General features: G+C 67.7%; 19 protein-coding genes and 2 pseudogenes. 5 read left to right on the forward strand and 16 right to left on the reverse strand.

Translation table 11 applies throughout. The features are described 5' to 3' along the window. Positions 1 to 208 precede the first annotated feature (208 nt). A complete protein-coding gene (locus tag ACT2FV_RS08690; RefSeq protein WP_444503650.1) occupies positions 209 to 982 on the reverse strand; it encodes a putative hydro-lyase in 774 nt (257 codons plus the stop codon). A 203-nt stretch (positions 983 to 1,185) separates the two neighbouring features. Between ACT2FV_RS08690 and ACT2FV_RS08695 the strand changes: the two genes are divergently transcribed. Together ACT2FV_RS08695 and ACT2FV_RS08700 are read left to right on the forward strand one after the other, a co-directional pair. Further along, positions 1,186 to 2,118 carry a LysR family transcriptional regulator gene (locus ACT2FV_RS08695; protein ID WP_124901466.1) on the forward strand — a complete coding sequence of 311 codons (933 nt, stop codon included), beginning with the start codon at positions 1,186 to 1,188 and terminating at the stop codon, positions 2,116 to 2,118. Positions 2,119 to 2,259: 141 nt separating this feature from the next. Then, the gene (locus ACT2FV_RS08700; protein WP_444503651.1) at positions 2,260 to 3,126 is read left to right on the forward strand and encodes a hypothetical protein; all 867 of its coding nucleotides are present in this window, start codon (positions 2,260 to 2,262) and stop codon (positions 3,124 to 3,126) included. 22 nt (positions 3,127 to 3,148) lie between these two features. Here the strand turns inward: ACT2FV_RS08700 and ACT2FV_RS08705 are convergent. The 3 genes and pseudogenes from ACT2FV_RS08705 to ACT2FV_RS08715 all read right to left on the reverse strand — a co-directional run. After that, positions 3,149 to 3,310: pseudogene (locus tag ACT2FV_RS08705) on the reverse strand (antibiotic biosynthesis monooxygenase); the annotation flags it as partial. Continuing rightward, positions 3,300 to 3,395: pseudogene (locus tag ACT2FV_RS08710) on the reverse strand (SUMF1/EgtB/PvdO family nonheme iron enzyme); the annotation flags it as partial. The pseudogenes ACT2FV_RS08705 and ACT2FV_RS08710, both read right to left, overlap by 11 nt. An 11-nt stretch (positions 3,396 to 3,406) precedes the next feature. Beyond that, complete coding sequence (locus ACT2FV_RS08715; RefSeq protein WP_444503652.1) at positions 3,407 to 4,360, reverse strand: LysR family transcriptional regulator; 954 nt, start codon at positions 4,358 to 4,360, stop codon at positions 3,407 to 3,409. 127 nt (positions 4,361 to 4,487) lie between these two features. On the opposite strand from ACT2FV_RS08715, the gene ACT2FV_RS08720 reads away from it, so the two are divergent. Beyond that, positions 4,488 to 5,507 carry a zinc-dependent alcohol dehydrogenase family protein gene (locus ACT2FV_RS08720; RefSeq protein ID WP_059601157.1) on the forward strand — a complete coding sequence of 340 codons (1,020 nt, stop codon included), beginning with the start codon at positions 4,488 to 4,490 and terminating at the stop codon, positions 5,505 to 5,507. Positions 5,508 to 5,573: 66 nt separating this feature from the next. On the opposite strand, the gene ACT2FV_RS08725 is transcribed toward ACT2FV_RS08720, so the two are convergent. Beyond that, a complete protein-coding gene (locus tag ACT2FV_RS08725; protein WP_124620732.1) occupies positions 5,574 to 6,725 on the reverse strand; it encodes a porin in 1,152 nt (383 codons plus the stop codon). A gap of 226 nt (positions 6,726 to 6,951) precedes the next feature. Between ACT2FV_RS08725 and ACT2FV_RS08730 the strand changes: the two genes are divergently transcribed. Beyond that, complete coding sequence (locus tag ACT2FV_RS08730) at positions 6,952 to 7,566, forward strand: LysE family translocator (RefSeq protein WP_444503653.1); 615 nt, start codon at positions 6,952 to 6,954, stop codon at positions 7,564 to 7,566. Positions 7,567 to 7,745: 179 nt separating this feature from the next. On the opposite strand, the gene ACT2FV_RS08735 is transcribed toward ACT2FV_RS08730, so the two are convergent. The 8 genes from ACT2FV_RS08735 to ACT2FV_RS08770 all read right to left on the reverse strand — a co-directional run bounded on the left by ACT2FV_RS08735 (position 7,746) and on the right by ACT2FV_RS08770 (position 15,800). Next, positions 7,746 to 9,149: an amidase family protein gene (locus tag ACT2FV_RS08735; protein ID WP_444503654.1), complete on the reverse strand. Its 1,404-nt coding sequence runs from the start codon at positions 9,147 to 9,149 to the stop codon at positions 7,746 to 7,748. Between the two features lie 72 nt (positions 9,150 to 9,221). Beyond that, positions 9,222 to 10,013 carry an alpha/beta fold hydrolase gene (locus ACT2FV_RS08740; protein WP_444503914.1) on the reverse strand — a complete coding sequence of 264 codons (792 nt, stop codon included), beginning with the start codon at positions 10,011 to 10,013 and terminating at the stop codon, positions 9,222 to 9,224. Positions 10,014 to 10,096: 83 nt separating this feature from the next. Beyond that, positions 10,097 to 10,453: a DUF4148 domain-containing protein gene (locus ACT2FV_RS08745; protein WP_444503655.1), complete on the reverse strand. Its 357-nt coding sequence runs from the start codon at positions 10,451 to 10,453 to the stop codon at positions 10,097 to 10,099. A gap of 273 nt (positions 10,454 to 10,726) precedes the next feature. Further along, a complete protein-coding gene (locus tag ACT2FV_RS08750; protein ID WP_444503656.1) occupies positions 10,727 to 11,263 on the reverse strand; it encodes a cytochrome P460 family protein in 537 nt (178 codons plus the stop codon). Then, a complete protein-coding gene (locus tag ACT2FV_RS08755) occupies positions 11,263 to 12,306 on the reverse strand; it encodes an alpha/beta fold hydrolase (protein ID WP_444503657.1) in 1,044 nt (347 codons plus the stop codon). The genes ACT2FV_RS08750 and ACT2FV_RS08755 overlap by 1 nt, the downstream gene beginning before the upstream one ends. 257 nt (positions 12,307 to 12,563) lie before the next feature. Continuing rightward, entirely contained in the window at positions 12,564 to 13,943 is a 1,380-nt protein-coding gene (locus ACT2FV_RS08760) for a tripartite tricarboxylate transporter permease (RefSeq protein ID WP_124620720.1), read from the reverse strand. Continuing rightward, positions 13,943 to 14,440 carry a hypothetical protein gene (locus ACT2FV_RS08765; protein WP_444503658.1) on the reverse strand — a complete coding sequence of 166 codons (498 nt, stop codon included), beginning with the start codon at positions 14,438 to 14,440 and terminating at the stop codon, positions 13,943 to 13,945. Before ACT2FV_RS08765 ends, ACT2FV_RS08760 begins: the two co-directional genes overlap by 1 nt. Before the next feature lie 73 nt (positions 14,441 to 14,513). After that, the gene (locus ACT2FV_RS08770) at positions 14,514 to 15,800 is read right to left on the reverse strand and encodes a hydroxymethylglutaryl-CoA reductase, degradative (protein WP_444503659.1); all 1,287 of its coding nucleotides are present in this window, start codon (positions 15,798 to 15,800) and stop codon (positions 14,514 to 14,516) included. A 161-nt stretch (positions 15,801 to 15,961) separates the two neighbouring features. Between ACT2FV_RS08770 and ACT2FV_RS08775 the strand changes: the two genes are divergently transcribed. Then, the gene (locus ACT2FV_RS08775; protein ID WP_151048226.1) at positions 15,962 to 17,353 is read left to right on the forward strand and encodes an aminotransferase-like domain-containing protein; all 1,392 of its coding nucleotides are present in this window, start codon (positions 15,962 to 15,964) and stop codon (positions 17,351 to 17,353) included. Positions 17,354 to 17,401: 48 nt separating this feature from the next. On the opposite strand, the gene ACT2FV_RS08780 is transcribed toward ACT2FV_RS08775, so the two are convergent. The 3 genes from ACT2FV_RS08780 to ACT2FV_RS08790 form a co-directional block, all read right to left on the reverse strand. Next, entirely contained in the window at positions 17,402 to 18,679 is a 1,278-nt protein-coding gene (locus tag ACT2FV_RS08780) for an epoxide hydrolase family protein (protein ID WP_444503660.1), read from the reverse strand. 172 nt (positions 18,680 to 18,851) lie between these two features. After that, positions 18,852 to 19,460 (reverse strand): pyridoxamine 5'-phosphate oxidase family protein, encoded by a 609-nt coding sequence (locus tag ACT2FV_RS08785; RefSeq protein ID WP_444503661.1) that lies wholly within the window; start codon positions 19,458 to 19,460, stop codon positions 18,852 to 18,854. A gap of 86 nt (positions 19,461 to 19,546) precedes the next feature. Next, complete coding sequence (locus tag ACT2FV_RS08790; RefSeq protein WP_444503662.1) at positions 19,547 to 19,735, reverse strand: hypothetical protein; 189 nt, start codon at positions 19,733 to 19,735, stop codon at positions 19,547 to 19,549.

Consider the following 19,735-nt stretch of genomic DNA (forward strand, 5'->3'; position numbering starts at 1 on the left):
GAAACCGTGCGTGTCGTGCGTGTCGTGCGTGTCGTGCGTGTCGTGCGTGGTGCGTGGTGCGTGGTGCGTGGTGTGTCGTACGTCGTGCTAGCGATCGCCGGGCTGCGGCTGCGCGCCGCCCTCCGGTCGGCCGGATCGTCTGCGGTCGCGGCGCGCCGCCCCGTCGGGGCCAGACCAGCAACCGTGCGGGCCGCCGGCGCCAGCCGGATCAGAACACGGCCAGCGACGCGTTCGTGATGTCCGTCATCAGCATGTAGCCGGGCGTATGCGCGATCGCGAGCGGCAGCTTCGCCTCCATCAGCGCGGTTTGCGGCGTCACGCCGCACGCCCAGAACACCGGCAGTTCGTCGTCGCGCACCGTCACCGCGTCGCCGAAATCGGGGGCGCCGAGATCGGCGATGCCGAGCTCACCCGGATGGCCGATATGGACCGGCGCGCCGTGCACGCCCGGGAACCGGCTCGTGATCTGCACCGCGCGGACCGCGTCAGCGCCGCGCAGCGGGCGCATCGACACGACCAGTTGGCCGCCGAAGATCCCCGCGCGGCGATTCGGAATCGACGTGCGGTACATCGGCACGTTGCGCCCCTCCTCGATGTGGCGCAGCCCGATCCCTTCGCGCGCCAGCATGTCCTCGAACGAGAACGAGCAACCGATCGCGAACACGACGAAATCGTCGCGCCACAGCGCTTCGATCGATTCGACCCGCTCGGTCAGGCGGCCGTCGCGGTATACGTTGTAGCTCGGCACGTCGGTGCGGATGTCGAGATCCTCGCCGAGCACGTCGAGCCGGAACGCACCCGGTTCGCCCACGCCCAGCAGCGGGCACGCCTTCGGGTTCGCCTGGCAGAAGCGCAGGAAATCGTGCGCGTACGCGTCCGGCAGGATCGCGAGGTTCGCTTGCGCGAACGGGCCGCATTGGCCGGCCGTCGGGCTGCGGAATGCGCCGTTGCGTACGGACTGGCGGAATTCGGTAGGCGTCATGATGGTCGTTGGCAGATCGATATGTCGTCGGGATGACGGTTGCGTCAGCGGATACGGCGAAGAATAGAAAAGAAAAAATTTCGTCGCCAACGAGTTTTTTTGCACCGCGTGTATAGAATTTCTTAACGGATCTCGGGGTTTTCCCCGGTCCCGTTCACTTTTCTTCACCGGCAAGCTGCGCATCCACCGTCCGCCCGATCGCCATGAACACGCGTTTCCTCGAAACCTTCGTCACGCTCGCGAAGCTGCGCAACTTCCGCACGACGGCCGCCGCACTGCACGCGACACCGGCCGCGATCTCGCAGCGCCTGAAGGCGCTCGAGGACGAATTGCAGACCGTGCTCGTCGATCGCGACAGCCGCGAGTTCCGGCTCACGCCGAACGGCGAATATCTGCTCGGCTATGCGAAGGCCGTCGTCGAGGCCACGCACGAGCTGCAGGCCGCCGCTGCCGGCGAAAGCGCGCTGCGCGGCAAGCTGCGGCTCGGCGTGATCGAGACGGTCGTGCACAGCTGGCTGCCGCATTACCTGCGCCGCCTCGCCGCCGACTATCCGCAGCTGGAGATCGACCTGACCGTCGACGTCAGCGTCGTGCTGCAGCGCCGGCTGATGGCCGGCGAACTCGACCTGATCATTCGCGTGGAAGGCAGCGACGAGGCATCGGTCGTCTGCGACGCGCTCGCGAACTATCCGGTGCGCTGGATCGCGCGCGCGGGGCTGCTACCGACCACGCGCACGGGCCTCGCACGGCAGGTGCTGCGCCAGCCGATCCTGACCTACGGTCGCGGCACCGCGCCCCACCGCGCGCTCGAGGACATCGTGCGCACGCTGGCGCACGCGCATGGCGTGCCGCTGTCGGAGACGCGCATCACCGGCTCGCCGTCGATCTCGGTGATCGTGCAGCTCGTGCGCGACGGCTACGGCGTGGCGGCAATTCCGGTGCTGTTCGTCGATGCGTTGATCGCCAGCGGCGAGGTCGTCGAGCTACCGCTGCAGCCGTCGCCGCCGTCGATCGTCGTGTCGATGTCGCGGCGGGCGGACGCGCCGAAGTTCGTGCACGGGGCGTCGATCGCGGCGCGGGCCGCTTGTCACGAGTATTGCGAGAAGAGCAACCGGTTGCTGGTCGAGGCGCTTTGAGGTGGTTCGACATCGCCGCGCGAATCGCACACAATCGCACTCGACACTTGTGACACCCGCTTCGCTTTGTGAATGCCGGCATGGCCGTCAGGCATTCATCGTTTCGCACGCCCCTGCACGACAAGAAACAAGAAGGCAGACATGCAGACCCGCACCGCTTCACCTCCTTCCCTGAAACGCGCGCGCATCGTCGTCATCGCCGTGTATGTCGCGTCGCTGCTGCTGCCCGCGTTCGCCGAGCCGCCCAATGGGGCCGGTGCGGTGAGCTGGTGGCACGGCTACACGGTGCTCGCGCTCGGCTGGCTCGGGATGCTCGACCTGCAGTTCGCCTGGCTCGGCAATCCGCTGCTCGTCGCCGCGCTGGTCAAGCCGAACCGGACGGTGTCGGGGCTGCTCGGCATCGTCGTGGTGCTCGCGCTCGCGTGGCACACGCTGCCGACCGACGCACGGGTCGAAACGATCAGCGATTTCGGATTCGGGTACTACCTGTGGATCGCGGCGATGGTCGGCGCGGCGGCATTGCCGTGGGTCGGTGAGCGCAAGATGAGAGGCGCTGTCGCGGCGGGCGAGGTTTCCGCCGCGGCCGAAAACGGCGCCGCCGATGCGTCGAATGCCGGCACGGTGCCGATCCGCTCGATCGGCAAGCCGGGCGGATGGACCGTCACCGCGACCGACACGCAGATCAGCGCAATCGACCCGCAAGGCGCGATACGCGGAATCGCGCTGTCCGCACTCGGCGCGGTGGCGATCGAGACCAACGACCAGGGGCCGTTCGTGTCGGACGTGTGGTGGATGCTGTTCGACACGCGCAAGCAGCTTGCCTGCGCGTTCCCGCAGGACGCGGAAGGCGCGAAGGCGGCGGTCGACCGGCTGCTCGACCTGCCCGGCATCGATCATCGCAAGGTGATCGACGCGCAGACGTCGGTACAGAACGCGATGTTCCCGATCTGGGAGCGCGCGACGCAGACGGACGCGCCGCGCGACGTCGCCCAGCAACGCGAAAACTGAACGGTGCGTCGTTCACGCGAACGTCCGGGAAGTGTGCCTGCTTCGCCTTCGCTTCCAGATGCGCGGGATGCCGAATCAACCGTTGCAGCGCGGCTTCCGATTCCCGGTAGCAAACGTTCCGGATCGGCCCCGCCTCGGTGTTCTCCCATGCCTCCTCGCCGAGGTAGCCGGGTGTCGAGCGATGCGTCGTCGCGACCGGCCTTGCCCGCGCATGCCCATTCGGCTTCGGTCGGCAGGTCGCGGCCGAACCTGTGCGCAAACGCGCGCGCGTGCGTCGTGGCTACGAAGCGTGGACGATGCGCTGCGGCACGCGCTCGCCGTCCGCGTCGTCCGACGCCAGCATGCGCGGAATCTCGTCAACGAGCGCATCGATGACGACGCGCACCTTCATCGGCACGTTGCGCGACGCCGGCCGCACCGCGAACACTTCGGCGCCCGACACGCTGTCGCTGTCCATCACGAGCGCGAGACGGCCGTCGCGCACGTAGGGCGCCATCAGCCAGCACGGCAGCCACGCGAGGCCCGCGCCGGATGCCGCCGCGTCTGCGATCGCCTGCAGGTCGTCGAATCGCAGGCGGCCTGCCGGGCGATGGTCGTGCACCGCGCCGTCCGCGCCGATGATGCGCCGCGGCGTCGGCTGCCCGCCGCGCGAATAGGCGATGCCGTCGTGCAGTGCGAGTTCGTCGAGCCCCGACGGCCGGCCATGACGATCGAGATAGGTCGGCGACGCGCAGATGCCCATGCGCTGCACCCCAAGCTTGCGGCCGACCAGCGCGCTCGTGTCGGCCAGCGGGCCGATACGCACCGCGATGTCGAAGCCGTCGTTGACGAGATCGGCGACGCGATCACTGAACGACACGTCGATTTCAAGCCGCGGATGGCGCTCGATGAGGCGGCGCACGACGGGCGCCACGCATTGCCGGCCGAACAGCACGGGCACGCTGACCCGCACGCGCCCCGTCGGCTCGCGCCGGCCCGCGTCGAGCGCGGCTTCCGTCTCGCCGAGTTCGGCCAGCAACCGCCGACACTGTTCGTAATAGACGAGCCCTTCGTCGGTCAAGCCGATCTGGCGCGTCGTGCGCTGCAAGAGCCGCGCGCCGAGCCGCTGTTCGAGCCGCGCGACGATCTTCGCAACAGCCGAGCGCGTCATGCCGAGGCGCAGCGCCGCCGCCGCGAAGCTGCCCGACTCCACGACGTCGACAAATTCGGCGATGCCTCTCAGCCGCTCGTCCATGCAATTCCGCTCCAGTGAGATGACAAGTTTGTGTCCGCTATGGCGACAATCGTTGGCCGAATTCTCGCCAATGCGTCCCGCTGTGCAACACTATGATAGTCCGGTCCATCTCGAAAAAGGAGTCGACATGCATGCATGGCAAATCAAACCGGGGGACGGCATTGCCGGGCTCCGCCGCGTCGACGCGACGCTTCGCCCGGTCGGGCCGACCGACGTCGTCGTGAAGATCCACTCGGCCGCACTGAACTATCGAGACCTGATGTTCGCGCGCGGCGACTATCTCGGCATCGGCACCGAAGCGCTGATACCCGTCGCCGACGGCGCCGGCGAAGTCGTCGAAACCGGTCGTGACGTCACGCGGTTCAAGCCGGGCGATCGCGTGATCAACACGTATTTCCCACGCTGGATCGACGGGCCGCCCACGCCGCGGAAGGTCTCGGGGTCACCCGGCTCGCATTTCGACGGCGTGCTCGCGGAACGCTTCGTCTCCGACGAAACCGCGCTCGTCGCGATTCCCGCGCATCTCGACTACGACGAGGCGGCAACGCTGTCGTGCGCGGGCATCACCGCGTGGAATGCGCTGTTCGTCGACGGCGGGCTGGGACCGGGTGCGACGGTCGTGCTGCTCGGCACGGGCGGTGTATCGATCATCGCGCTGCAGCTTGCGCATGCGGCCGGACTGCGCACGATCGTGACCTCGTCGAGCGATGCAAAGCTCGAACGCGCTCGCGCACTCGGTGCGGACGCAACGATCAACTACCGCACGACACCCGAATGGCAGCATGAAGTGCTGCGGCTCACCGACGGTGCGGGCGCGGATCTCGTCATCGAAGTCGGCGGACGCGATACGCTCGCGCGCTCGGTCGCCGCGACGAAAATGGGCGGCATCGTATCGGTCATCGGCGGCCTCAGCAGCTTCGGCGGCCCGGAACTCGGGCTGCTTTCGCTGATCGGCGGCTTCCGGAAGCTGCACGGCTTCATGGTCGGCAGCCGCGCGATGCTCGACGACGTCGTGCGGCTCGTCGACGCGAAACGGATCAAGCCGGTGGTCGATCGCGTGTTCGGTTTCGACGAAGCGCCGCAGGCCTATGCCTGCCTGCAGTCGGGACAGCATTTCGGCAAGGTCGTGATTCGCGTCGCGTCGTGACGGATGAAGGCGGCGCACGCCGCCTTCTCCTCGCCGCACGCTTCGCGCCAGCCGCGCGCGCCGTCGTCAGAACATCTGGCGCAGGCCGATCGCGGCCCCGACGTTGTTGGTTCTGCCGATCTGGTCGACCTTGCCGGTGAGCCGGTTGGTGGCACCCGGATAGTCGGCCGCGAACGCGCCGTTGCCGCGTGCGAAATCGACCGTGCCGTACACCTCGGTGTGCTTCGACAGCGCATATTCGGCCAGCACGGTCGCCGAGTAGTTGATCCCGGAGCCGAGCGTGCCGTCGAGCCGCTCCGCATTGCGCGCATGGCCGTAATAGCCGGCCACCGTGATCAGCAGCGGTGCGGTGGCCTGCCAGTTCGCGCCGACGTAGAACGTATCGTCGATGCGATTCGGGCTGCCGCCGCCGAGCGTGGGCGCGCCGGCCTGCTGCATGTTGAAGTCCGTCGTGCCCGTCTTGTCCTGACCGTGCAGCCAGCCGGCCAGCAGGCGCACGGACGGCGTGACCTGATACGCGCCGCTCACGTGCACGAAGCTCACCTTCGCGCCGTTGACCGAACTGCCGTTCACCGACGACACCGAGGTCTGCTGGTAGCCGGCGTTGATCGACGCGGGCCCTTGCGCGTAGGTCAGCTCGACGCCGTACGTGCTGTCGAGGCCCATCGCGCCGGCATGATTGCCGAACCCGTAGATCGCATCGACGCTGAAGCCGCTGTACGAGAACTTGTACTTCACCGAGTTCGGCACCGTCAGGTAATTGCCGATGCCGTTGTACGCCCAGCTGTCCTGCCAGTAGTCGCCGACGGTCATCGGATCGAACACGTCGCCCATCGTGTCGTAAAGCGGGGCGTACTGGTTGCCGAAGGTCAGCGAGCCGTACCGGTCGCTCGACAGGCCGACGTATGCCTGCCGGCTGAACAGCGTGTTCGCGACGTGCAGCTTGCCGTCGCCGAGCTCGAAACCGTTCTCCAGACGAAAGATCGCCGACAGGCCGCCGCCGAGATCCTCGCTGCCGCGCAAGCCCCAGCGGCTGTGCGTTTCGGGACCGACCGTCATTCCGATCAGGTCCTTCCCGTCGGGGCCGGCATTCGTCTGATAACGGATCGCCGTATCGACGAGGCCATACAACGTGACGGAACTCTGCGCAAATGCGGACGATGCCGCGGTCAAGACGAATACCGCGCCGACACCACCGGATACGACGATGCGTTTCATGAAAGGCCTCCCTGAGCGATTGATTTTGTAAGCAGTCCGACAGCATTCGTGTCCGCCTGCCGGTATAGCGCTCGGGAGAATAATCGGTCATATTCGCGGCACCTATTGCTCTTTCTGGATTGGACCTTTCCAACGCCGTCAACAATCGCGGTAACAGCCGTGCGACGGCCGGAGCGTCGCGCTCGGGTAAGATGAACGCTCCTTCCGTCGCTTCGCCGCCCAAGCCATGTCGACCACCATCGCCCTCCTGCTGCCGCTCGCCGGCGTCCTGTTCCTGAGCGTGGCCAGCCCTGGCCCGAACTTCGTGATCGTCACGTCGACCGCGGTCGCGCAGCGCCGCGCCGGCGTGATGACCGGGCTCGGCCTCGCAGCCGCATCGGGCACCTGGGCCGCGATCGCGGTTGCCGGCCTCGGCCTGCTCGTCACCCACGTCGCCTGGGTGCACAGCGCGCTGCGGCTCGCGGGCGCCACGTACCTGATCTGGCTCGGCCTGAAAATGGTGCTGACCGCGCGCCAGCCGCTCGCCGTTTCCGCTCCGGCCGCGTCCTCCGATTGGCATGCCGCGAAGAAGGGTTACGTGGTCAGCATGACGAACCCGAAATCCGTCGCGTTCTACGGCAGCATCTTCGCGTTGATGGTGCCGGCCCATGCGCCGGCGTGGTTCGATCTCGCGGTCGTCGCGCTGTCGATCGGAATTTCGGGCGCGTGGTACTGCACGATGGCGCTACTCGCGTCGCACCCGTCGGTGCGCCGGCTGCTGATCCGGCGCAAGGCCGTGCTCGACACGACGGCCGGGCTGCTGCTGATGGGGCTCGGCGGGCGGATGCTGGCAGGGCGCTGAGCGCCATTGCGGCCCCGCATCGCCACGGAAAATGGCAACTTGCGACACCTTGCACGCGATGCGCCACACGTTGAAACGGAATCCGAAATGAAATCGCGCGCCGGGTCGAATGGCGCGCTTCGATGGATCGATGGCCGACGGGCGTGACGCATCGTCGACGCACCACGCCCGTCACCGCATCAGCGTACCGGATCGACGGCTACGATCGGCGCGCCGCGCCCCTCGATGTCACGCCCCGCGAGCAAGCACAGATCCTCGCGATGATGCGCGGCAACCACCTGCACCCCCACCGGCACGTTGTTCACGATCCCGGTCGTCACCGCGAGCCCCGGCAGCCCCATCGCCGGCAGCGCCCGCAGCGTGAGCTGCGCTTCCCATACGCGCTCGAACGCTTCCGGCCCTTTCCGATCGAGATCGTCGGGAAACGGAAGCTCGGACGACACCGGCAACAACAACACCGCATATTCGTCGAGAAACAGGCGCCACTGCCGCGTCAGCGTCGTACGCCGCACGAGCGCACGGCTGATCACGTCGGCCGGCAGATCGCGCACCTTGCCGCGCACGGCGGCGATCACCGCGGCCGCGCCCGGATCGCCGTCGCTTGCCACCGCGTTTGCCAGCGCATCGAATCCGTCGCCGAGCCAGAGTTGCTCCTGCAACAGCGCGGCCTCGCGCATCGGCGGCGTATCGTCGATTTCTTCGACCGCCCATCCCGCGTCGACGAGCCGTCGCGCGGCATCGCGCAGCGCGGCCTCGACCCCGGGCACGACTTCCAGACCGCGCGGACGCACGCACAGCGCCGCGCGCTTCGGCACGGGGCGACCGTCGATCGGCACCGGCACGTGCCACGGGTCGCGCGGGTCCGGTGCGGCGAGCGCACGCAGCGCCAGCGCGAGATCGTCGATCGAGCGTGCGATCGGCCCCGTCGTCGACATCAGTTGCGCGCCGATCGCACGCTCCGGCGATGACGCATTGAATGCCGGCACACGCCCGAGCGACGGCCGGATGCCATGCACGCCACACGCATAGGCCGGATAACGCACCGAGCCGCCGATGTCGGTGCCGAGCGCGATCGGGCCGATCCCGGCGGCCACGGCAGCCGCCGCGCCGCCGCTCGAACCACCCGGCGTCAGCGAACGGTTGCGTGGATTGTACGTATGGCCGTGCACGAGGTTCGACGTGAACCAGCGCAGCGCGAACGTCGGCGAATTGGTGCGGCCGAGCAGCACGGCGCCGGCCTTTCTCAGGTTCGACACCGACGGGCTGTCGGCGCTCGCGATCAGGTTTTCCTGCAACCGCGTGCCGTTGGTCGTCGCGAACGCCGCGACGTCGACGTTGATCTTCACGGTCACGGGCACCCCGGCAAGCGGGCCCGGATCGTCGCCGCGGGCGATCGCGCGATCGACGTCGTCGGCCTGCCGCCGCACGTCGTCGGGGCGATGCTCGACCACCGCGTTGATCGCCGGGTTCACCGCGTCGAGGCGGGCCAGTGCGGCATCCGCCACTTCCCGCGCGGACACTTCACGTTGCCGCACGCGTTTCGCAATTTCAGTCGCCGACAGTTGCCAGAGTTGCTGCGTCATGACTTCTCCTCGTGAAAGGACATCACAATCACCGACGGCGCCACGTCATCCGCCACGCGGCGCCGCATTCACTCACTGCGCATCCTGCTTCGCACGTTCCGCGGCCGCGATGATCGCGTCGGCCACGGCCTTGGGCTGGCTCAGCATCGCGACGTGGCTGCCGTTCACGCGCGTGACCGTCGCGCCGATCCGCTTCGCCATCGCCTCTTGCAGCTTCGGATCGATCATCCGGTCCTGCGTCGTGACGACGAACGACGACGGCTTGGCATGCCACGCGGCCTGCGCGACCTTCTCCGAGATGCAGCCACCGTACCACGGCCCTTGCGTCGCCGCGACGACGCGTTGCTGCGCGGGCGGAAGGTCCGGTGCGAAATCCTGCGCGATCGCCTTGTCCGACAGCGTCGCGAAACCGCCTCCGTCCTTGCGCAGTTCGCCGGCCCACGACGGGGCCGGCAACCCCTGCGTGACGTCGGCGATCGACTGGCCGTTGTCCGGCGCGAATGCCGCGACGTAGACGAGCGACTTCACCTTGTCGTCGTTGCCGGCGTCGCTGATCACGACGCCGGCCCACGAATGGCCGACCAGCACGACGGGACCCTTCTGTTCGTCGATTGCGCGCTTCGTCGCGGCTGCGTCGTCGGCCAGCGAGCTCAGCGGGTTCTGCACCGACACGACGTGCAGGCCGCGCGCTTCGAGCAGCGGAATCACGCGGTTCCAGCTCGACCCGTCGGCGAATGCGCCGTGCACGAGCACGACGTTCGTGCCCTTCAGGTCTTCCTTCGGCGCGGCCTGCGCCGCGACCGCACCGAACAGCCCGCCGAGCACCGCCGCGGACACCAGAACCCGTTTCGTCAAACCGATCATCTTCATGCTCCTTTCCGTCGTGTCGTTCATCTGAAGTGTTTCCGATGCGGCCGCGCCCGCGCGCGGCAGGCGCGGCGATTGCATCACGAATGCGCGTACAGATCGTCGGTGTCCGTCCGCGCGTTCCGTGCGGCGCGCTTGTCGGCCGCGGCGTAGCCGGTGGCAGGCGCCGACACGGCAGCCACGTTGTCGTCCTGCGACTTCGACGGGCCGTTCTGGTCCGAGCGTGCCACCTGCTGCGCCGCGGCGACGGCGCTCTCTGCGGCGGCGATATCGTCCGGGTAATGCGCTTCACTGCCGGCGGGGTTGTAGCCGGCCTTCTCGAGCCGGATGAGGTCGGCGCGCACGTCGGCACGCGTGAGGCCGTGGCCGGTATCGGCGAACGACAATGCGGGGATCGAAACGAGCACGGCAACTGCGAGGATTCGAGCGGCTTTCATGAGATTTCTCCTTGGAGGAAGTTGGGGTATCGATCACTCGGCATCCGGTGCGAACGTCTCGCACCGAACGTTTGCTGCATGTCGACAGTAGAACCCGCTCACGTATCCGGCATGTTTCCGAAACAGGGGCGTTGTGCAATCCGATGTTTCCGCAGCGGTTCCCGATACAGTGCGATACAAACCCGGTAACCAACACATCGCCCGCCCCCACCATGAAAAAAGGCGTGCCACGCGCGGCACGCCTTTCCGTCAGACCGATCCGGTCAGGTCACATCAGGGCGCAAGCCGCGTGAACACAAAATCGTGATTCTTCACGCGCGCCTGATGACACGCGAAGCAGGTCTGGTGCTGACCGATATCAGCCGGCACGCCGTTGATGAAGCGCCCGAAGCCCCAGCCGCCCGTCGACGCGTAACGGCGCGAATCCTTCACCATCACCTGCACGGTCGTCGCCTGGCCGGGCACCGTCGCCGGCGCGAACTCTTCGGACTGCTTGCGCTTGTACGCGAGCTTCACGAGGATCGTGCCGTCCGGAAACGGCAGCGTCGACCGTTCGAGCGCGCGGATCGCGACGGGATTGCCGAGGACCACGCGCAATTCGTCGAGCGGCGCCGCTTCCTCGGCCGGCGCGACCATTTCCCACTTCCGGTAGCCGGGCGGGATCGTCACGCCGTAGATCGGCGATGCCGCCGGCTTCGGCGGCTCCGCGAACACGGCCGGACCGCTCGCCGACCACGCGCCCGCCAGCAGCGCGCCCGCGACGAGCGCACGGCGCGCGCCGCGGCGCAACGCACCCGTATCTGCCCGCATCACAGGTGTTCCACTTGCAGGATCGCATCCGCGAATGCCTGCGGCGCTTCCTGCGGCAGGTTGTGGCCGATGCCGCCGGTGATGGTCCGGTGCTGATACTTGCCCGTGAACTTCTTCGCATAAGCGGCAGGCTCCGGATGCGGCGCGCCGTTCGCGTCGCCCTCCATCGTGATCGTCGGCACGGTGATGGCCGGGCCGGTGGCGAGCCGCCGCTCGATGTCGTCGTATTGGGCTTCGCCCTTCGCAAGCCCGAGGCGCCAGCGATAGTTGTGGATCACGACGGCCACGTGGTCGGGGTTCTGGAACGATGCGGCGCTGCGCGCGTAGGTTTCGTCGGAGAACTGCCACTTCGGCGACGCGAGCTGCCAGATCAGCTTGTTGAATGCGTCGCGATTCGCCGCGTAGCCGAGCGCGCCGCGCTCGGTCGTGAAGTAGAACTGATACCACCACTGGAATTCCGCCTGCGGCGGCAGCGGCTTGCGGTTCGCCTCCTGGCTGCCGATCAGGTAGCCGCTCACCGACACCAGCGCCTTCACGCGCTGCGGCCAGAGTGCCGCGATGATGTCGGCCGTGCGCGCGCCCCAGTCGTAGCCGCCGAACACCGCGCGATCGATCTTCAGCGCATCCATCAGCGCGACGATGTCGACGGCCGTCACAGCCTGCTGGCCGTTGCGCACGGTGTCGGCCGAGCGGAACGTCGTCGACCCGTAGCCGCGCAGGTACGGCACGATCACGCGATAGCCGGCCGCCGTGAGCAGCGGCGCGACTTCCGCGTAGCTGTAGATGTCATACGGCCAGCCGTGCAGCAGGAACACGACGGGGCCGTTCTTCGGTCCGAGATCCGCATACCCGACGTTCAGCACGCCCGCGTCGATCTGGTGGATCTTGCCGAGCGAGGCCGCGCCGGCCGCGCGCTTCGGCGTCGACGCATCGGGCGCCGACTGCGCGCGTGCCAGCGAGCCGAACCCGAGGTCGGCGAGGCTCAGGCTGGCGAGTGTCGTGCCCAGAATCAGGCGGCGGCGGGTATTCACGGTATCAGGCATGACGCGTTCTCCATTGTCGATCGCTAAGGAAGTGGCCCGCGGCACGTGCGGGCGTTCAGGTATCGCCGTTCACGGCGGCGGCACGTGGCACCGCGCCGCCCTTGTGAATCGCTTCACCGGTTTTATATCCGAACCATCCGGAGGCTTTGTATCCCAACGTATCTGTGTTCCGGTACGACATACAGCGATTCAAAAATCGCCTGCGAAACGGCGCGTCCCGGGGCCGCGCGGCACACGCGACCCCGTGCGCCGGCGCTTCAGAACAGCTTGACGATCGCCGGCACGCTGAGCACCGCGACGTAATACCCCATGAACTGCACGCCCGTGTTGAATGCGAACAGGCGCGACAGCATCCCGCCGAACAGGCCGACCGTGACGATCACCGCGAGCCCCGGCAACTGCCCTTCCCACACGCCGATCACGACGATCAGCCCCGCGAATGTCGCGATGATCGCCTCGTGGCTCAGCTTGCGCGCGACGAACGCCGCCGCGCGGTGCGCGTGGTGCATCGCGAGCGGATACGCGATCAGCGCGGCCAGCAGGATCGACAGCAGGCCGTAGCCGAGGAACTCCGGCCAGCTCATCAGCGTATGCAGGTTGTGAATTTGCCCGCTCGCCGCGTCGACCGTGAAGCGCGGCGGCGCATTGAACAGCGGCGCGGCCGGCCCTGCCGCCACCGGGCTCAGCGGCAACCCGAACGCGATCAGCGGAATCAGCGCCTCCGCGATGTAGGTCGCCTCGGTCACGCCGTTGCGCGCGGCGATCACGGTCGTCAGGCGCTGATACGCATGCCGCACGCGCGCGCCGACGATCTCGCCCATCAGCACCGTCATCGCGACCGGGCTGAACACGAAGGTCGCGCTCGACACGACGGCCGTCCCGACCGTCCATCCGACCTGTTCGCGGTCGAGCACCTTCAGCGGATTCGGGAAGTAACCGCGCCAGCCCTTCACGTCCGGCGCGAGCACGAACGTCGACGGCCCGTCGCGGCGCATGCGCCGCCGCTCGGCCGGGGACAGGATCGAGAACAGGTCGGCGACCAACGGACCGATCGCGATCCCGAGGAAGTAGCTGACGCTCAGCTTCACGCCGTAACGACCGGTCAGCGCCTGCAGCCCGACCACCAGCATCACGAACGGCACGAGCAGCAGCACCGACGCCCAGCGCCCCGCCGAAAAATATGCGATGCCGACCGCTGCCGCGAGGAACACCCACGGTGCGGCCTTCGCGATCGCCGTGCCGAACGGCGCGAGCAGCGACGCGAACAGCACCGCGAGCGGCAGCGCGACGAACGCGGCGACGATCGCGCCGGAAATCATCTTGCGCAGCGCGATGTGCGGTACGCCGAGCGCGCGCAGCAGCGTCGCCTGCTGCAACAGCGGCGCGGCCATCGTATCGCCGGGAATGCCGAGCAGGGCCGTCGGGATCGAATGCGTGATGTGCTTGGCCACCGCGCCCGCGAGAAAGAACGTGAACACACCGGCGGGCGGCACGCCGAGCAGCGCGACGAGCAGCGTAAGCGGTGCGATCGTCGTCGTTTCGTCCGTGCCGGAGATCAGGCCGATGCCCGAGAACACGATCGCGCCGAGCAGCCCCATCGCCAGCGCGGACGGCAACGCATGCACGAATGCGTCCATCAGCGGCCTCCCGTGCGCGCCCGCGCGGACGACGCTTCGTAGGAAGCGAACAGGTCGAGCAGCCCGAGTTCTTCCATTTCGGCACGCGCACTCGGTGACAAGTCGCTTGCCGAGCCGAGGCCGCCCGATGCTTCGGCAAGTTGCCGGAGCGCTTCGTCGCGCTCGGGGCCGCCGGCCGCGTGCTCGATCACCGTGCGCTTCGGCTTGAACAGCAACGCGCACAGCACGCCGCCCAGCAGGCAGCCGCCGAGGCCGATCAGCATTGCATAAGCCCGCGCGATGGCCGCATCCTGCACGAACGACGCGAGTGCGAACCGGCCGGCCTCGAAGGCGCCGAGGCTGATCGCGACGCCGAGCAGGACCGACCATGCCAGGTGTTTCGTGGCGACCGTGTCGCCCCACACCTCGACGAGCGTGTCGGCCGACGCATCGACATGCGCGGACGGCCGTCCGCGATGCGGCACCGCCGATACGGCGCTTGAACCGGTCTGTTCCATGTGTCTCCTCCTTGATTGATATGTCGCCGGCCGTACCGGCGCGTCATGCGGCATGCCGCACGAGGGCCGCGGATCAGCCGTCGCTGCGCCCTGCCAGCAACGCGACCGCGAAATCCGTGCGCACGTCGTTCGCCGCGACCATCCGTTGCGCGATCCGGTCGATGTCCGCGCCGGTTGCGCCGGCCGCCACCGCGATGTTGCGCGCATGCAGCGCCATGTGGCCGCGCTGGATCCCTTCGGTCGCGAGCGCGCGCAGCGCCCCGAGATTCTGCGCAAGCCCGACCGCGACCGCAATCTCGCCGAGTTCCTGCGCCGACGTCACGTTCATGATCTTCAGCGCGAGACGCGCGAGCGGGTGCGTCTTCGTCGCGCCGCCGACGAGCCCGACCGGCATCGGCATCTCGATCGTGCCCACGAGGTCGCCGTTGTCGGCCTTCTCCCACGTCGTCAGCGACGTGTAGCGGCCGTTGCGGCTCGCATACGCGTGCGCGCCGGCTTCCACCGCGCGCCAGTCGTTGCCGGTCGCGACCACCACCGGATCGATGCCGTTCATGATTCCTTTGTTGTGTGTCGCGGCGCGGTATGGGTCGGTCGCCGCGAATACGTATGCATCGATCACCCGATCGATCACCGCTTCGCCCGAATAGTCGCCGGTCGCGAGCGTCTGCGCCGAGTACCGTACCTCTGCGCGCGCCAGGCGAAGATCGGCGAGGTTGGACAGTATCCGCAACCGTACCTGCCCGCCGGTGATCGCTTCGATGCGGGTCGCGACGGCTTCGGCCATCGTGTTGACCGTATTCGCGCCCATCGCGTCGCGCACGTCGACGATCAGGTGCGCGACCACCATCGCACCGCGCGGCGTGTCGGGAAACACGTGTACCTCGATGTCGCGACAACCGCCGCCGAGGCCGACGAGCACCTTGTCGCGACCGTTCGCCAGTTCGATCAGTTCGGCCGCGTGCCGCAGGATCGCGAGCCGCGCGCCGTACGGGTCGCCGACGCCGATCACCTGCACCTGCGCGCGCATCAGCGGGCCGCTGCTCGACGTGCGAAAGCCGCCGGCCGCGCGGGACAGCTTCGCCATATACGATGCGGCCGCCACGATCGACGGCTCCTCGACGGCCATCGGCACGATCACGTCGCGATCGTTGATCCGGAAGTACCCGGCCACGGCCATCGGCAGCTCGAACGTGCCGATCACGTTCTCGATCATCCCGTTCGCGGTATCGAGCGGCAGCGCGCCCGGCGAAGCGAACAGCGCGTGCTCGGCTTCGCCGAGCCCGACGACGCGGGCGAGGTGGGACAAACGTTGTGCGGGCGTCAGCGCACGGAAATTCGGCAACGCGGAATCGATGGACATGATGTCGTTCTGTCTCGGGGTGGCGGTGTGGCCTGCCACGGTTGCGGCGGGCAGCGGATAGCCGAATAATAGTCACGCTGTACCCATTGAAAAGGTACAGACCGACCAGACAGCCGGACATCCGTACCCATGACAGTGAATCCGCCCGACGGAACATCGCGATGAAACAGCGTGCAAGAGCCAGCCTGTCTGGCGCCATGGCGGACAATCTCGCCAGACAGATCGAGGAAGGCGTGTTGCCGGCCGGCGCGAAACTGCCTTCCATCAGGGAATACGCCGAGGCGTCCGGGTGTTCGAAGAACACCGTGATCAGCGCGTTCGAGCTGCTCGCCGCCGATGGCCTGATCGAGCCGCGCCGCGGCTCCGGCTTCTTCGTCACGCGGCGCGCGGCGGCCGCGCCCACCATCGACGAGCCGAGCTCGCTCGACCGCGCGATGGACATCGTGTGGCTGATGCGCGAGCAGCTTCACGAGAAGCCCGACGTGCTCAATCTGGGCGAAGGCTTCCCGCCGATCGAATGGCTCGAGGAGACGCGGCTGAACCAGTACCAGCAGCGCATCATGCGTACCGGCTCCACGTCGCTGTTCCGCTACGGCAGCCGCTTCGGGTATCTGCCGCTGCGCCAGTCGCTGCAGCAGAAGCTCGCCGGCTACGAAATCGAGGCATCGCCCGCGCAGATCGTACTCACGCACGGCGCGAACCAGGCGATGGATCTCGTGCTGCGCTACTTCGTGCGCCCCGGCGACACCGTGCTCGTCGACGACCCGGGCTACTACCCGCTGTTCGGCAAGCTCAAGCTGAGCGGCGCGAACGTCGTGGGCGTGCCGCGCGAGATCGACGGCCCCGATGTCGCGAAGCTGGCCGAGCATATCGCCGCCTACCGGCCGAAGCTGTTCTTCACGCAATCGGTCGGGCACAACCCGACCGCGACCGATACCAGTGCGGCCAAGGCGCACCGCATCCTGCAGCTCGCTGAGGCGCACGACCTGATCATCGTCGAGGACGACGCGCTGGCCGACCTTCGGCCACGCTCGCTCACGCGCATCTCGACACTCGATCAGTTGCGCCGCACGATCTATATCGGCAGTTTCTCGAAGTCGGTATCGGCAGCGCTGCGCGTGGGTTTCCTCGCGTGCAATGCGGCACTCGCGAGCGACCTCGCCGACGTGAAGATGCTGACCCATGTGAGCAGCTCCGAGTATTGCGAGCGCACGCTCGACGCAATCGTCAGCGACGGGCATTTTCTCCGGCATACGAATCATCTTCAGGAGAAGCTGCGACGTGCGACCGGCACCGCCCTCGACGCGCTCGACCGGCTCGGCGCACAGGTCTATCGGCCGTGCGAGCAGAACCTGTATCTGTGGGCCGCGATGCCCGGCTGGCCGGATTCGATGGCACTGGCGCAGGCGATGCTGGAGCGCGGCGTGATCCTCGCGCCGGGCGCGGTGTTCTCGCCGCAGGCCGATCAGCCGTCCGCGTATTGCCGGTTCAACGTCGCGTATCTGGCGGACAAGCGGTTTGCGCACGCGTTGAAGACGCTCACGTCGCAATGAACGCGGGCCGGCATCGCAACCGGCCCGCGTTTTCCCGTCAAACCCCGCTTACGCGCGACGCAACGGCCGGAACCCGGCACGCACTTCCCGGGCGAACAGCTCCGGCTCCTCCCAGGCCGCGAAATGCCCGCCCTTGTCGACTTCGTTGAAGTAGATCAGGTTGTGATAGCTGCGCTCGGCCCAGCTGCGCGGCGCCTGGTAGATCTCGCCGGGAAACACCGTGATCGCCGCCGGCAGCGAGATGTCCACCGCGTTGAAGTTGTTCGAGTGATCCTCCCAGTAGATCTGCGCGGCGGACGTCGCCGTGTCGGTCAGCCAGTACAACGAAATGTCGTCGAGAATCTCGTCGCGCGGGATCGAGCGTTCGGGCACGCCGCCGCTGTAGGTCCACTGCGAGATCTTGTCGTACATCCACGCGGCCTGACCCGACGGCGAATCGGCGAGCGCATAGCCGACCGTCTGCGGGCGCGTGACCATCATCGCCGAGTAGCCGCAGTTGTCGCGGTAGAACGTCGCGAGCTTCTCGTACGCGGCCTTCTCCTTCGGCGACAACGATGCCGGTGCCGGCGCGTCGGTCTGGAGCAGCGTCGCGATATCCGGCGGCACCGTCGCCGGCATGTTCACGTGAATCCCGGCCAGGCCCTGCACGCGCTGCATCGCCATCCGGTGCGAGATCACCGAGCCGCAGTCGCCGCCCTGCGACACGAAGCGCGTATAGCCGAGGCGCGCCATCAGCTCGCCCCATGCACGCGCGATGTGATCGGAGCCCCAGCCCGTCTTCGTCGGGCGGCCCGAAAAACCGAAACCCGGCAGCGACGGCACGACGACGTGGAACGCATCGTCGGCACTCGCGCCGTGTGCGGTCGGATCCGTCAGCGGGCCGATCGCCTTCAGCAGCTCGAAGATCGAACCCGGCCAGCCGTGCGTCATGATCATCGGCATCGCGTTCGCGTGCGGCGAACGCACGTGGATGAAGTGAATGTCGAGCCCGTCGATTTCGGTGATGAACATCGGGAAACCGTTCAGGCGCGCCTCGCCCTTGCGCCAGTCGTAGTCGGTGCCCCAGTAACGGAGCAGCGCCTGCATGCGCGCGAGCCGCACGCCCTGCGACTCGTCGGCGACGGTCTCGCGGCCCGGCCAGCGCGTCGCTGCAATGCGGCGGCGCAGGTCGGCCAGCGCTTCATCGGGGATATGGGCGGTAAACGGACGTATGCCGTCGCCGCCGGTTGCCGCCTGCAGCGCGGTGGGCAGCATCGCGGATACGCCGGCGGCCACGGAAGTGGCCAGCAGGTGGCGACGCATCGGGGAAAACTGTGTGGAAGACATCGTTCGGCATCTCCTTTCGTGAAGTGGAAAGTGAACATGCCGCGCGGCGGGGCGCGCCTTCGCTTTCATTCGGGCGGGCGCCGGTTGCGCGGCGTTGCCCATTTGAAAGGTCTGACGTATCGGGGATGTGTCTGGTTTGTACGCGTTTGTAGCCGGGACGCGACCCGCGCCGTCAGGGCGCGATCCAGCGGCCTTCGTAGCCGTCGTCGCTCACGTCGAACACCGCGCGACGATGGCCGTCGCGGGCGAGGTCGAGCCAGTCGATGCGCGTCACCGTGACGTGGAGCAGGCAGAAGTTCCGGTAGCCGTCGTCGGTGGTCGCCGTGCCCGTGCCCGTGCCCGGGTTTGCGGTGACGTGCGCTTCTTCCGGCGACTCGATCCGCGTGCCCGGGCGCAGCGGTGCACGATACAGCAGCAGCGTATGCGGACGGCTCGATTGCCAGACCGCGCGACGTTGCGCTTCGTCGTCGCACATCGTCGCAACGCCTTCCGCGCGAATCTGCACGAGTGAATCGAGATCGTACGCGACGATCGCGATACGCGGATCGCGGCGCAGCTCCACGACCTTCTCCGAGCGCGCATCGGTATGGAACGACAGCCGATGATCGGCGCGGCTCACCTGCCGCAGCACGATCGTGCGCACCTTCGGCGCGCCGTCGAGGCCGAGCGTCGCGGCCTGCACCATGGTGAACGGCGAGCGCTGTGCGCCGACGCCCGACTCGAGGCACGACCAGAGGCGGTCGTACGTTTCCGTGAGCGATTCGATATCGATGTCGGACATGATGATCTGGCGATCCTGCGTGGTTCGATCACGCCAGCTTAATCGTTTCGGCGGCGGGGTTGCGTTGCAGGCCCCCGCCATGCGGTTCAGTTGTAGCCGAGGACGACCGCTGAGGCGTCGCGCGTGTCGGTCGAATCCGCGCCGAAGCGGCCGAGCACGTCGGCGACGTACTGCGGCCCCGCGCCGATCTGCGACGACTTGTGTTCGACGGGACGGATACCGGCCATGCGCGGCGCTTCGTCCATCCGTGCGGTGTCGTTGACGACGATGCTCAT

It is taken from the genome of Burkholderia sp. PR2 (assembly GCF_052372875.1).
Classification (GTDB): domain Bacteria; phylum Pseudomonadota; class Gammaproteobacteria; order Burkholderiales; family Burkholderiaceae; genus Burkholderia; species Burkholderia diffusa.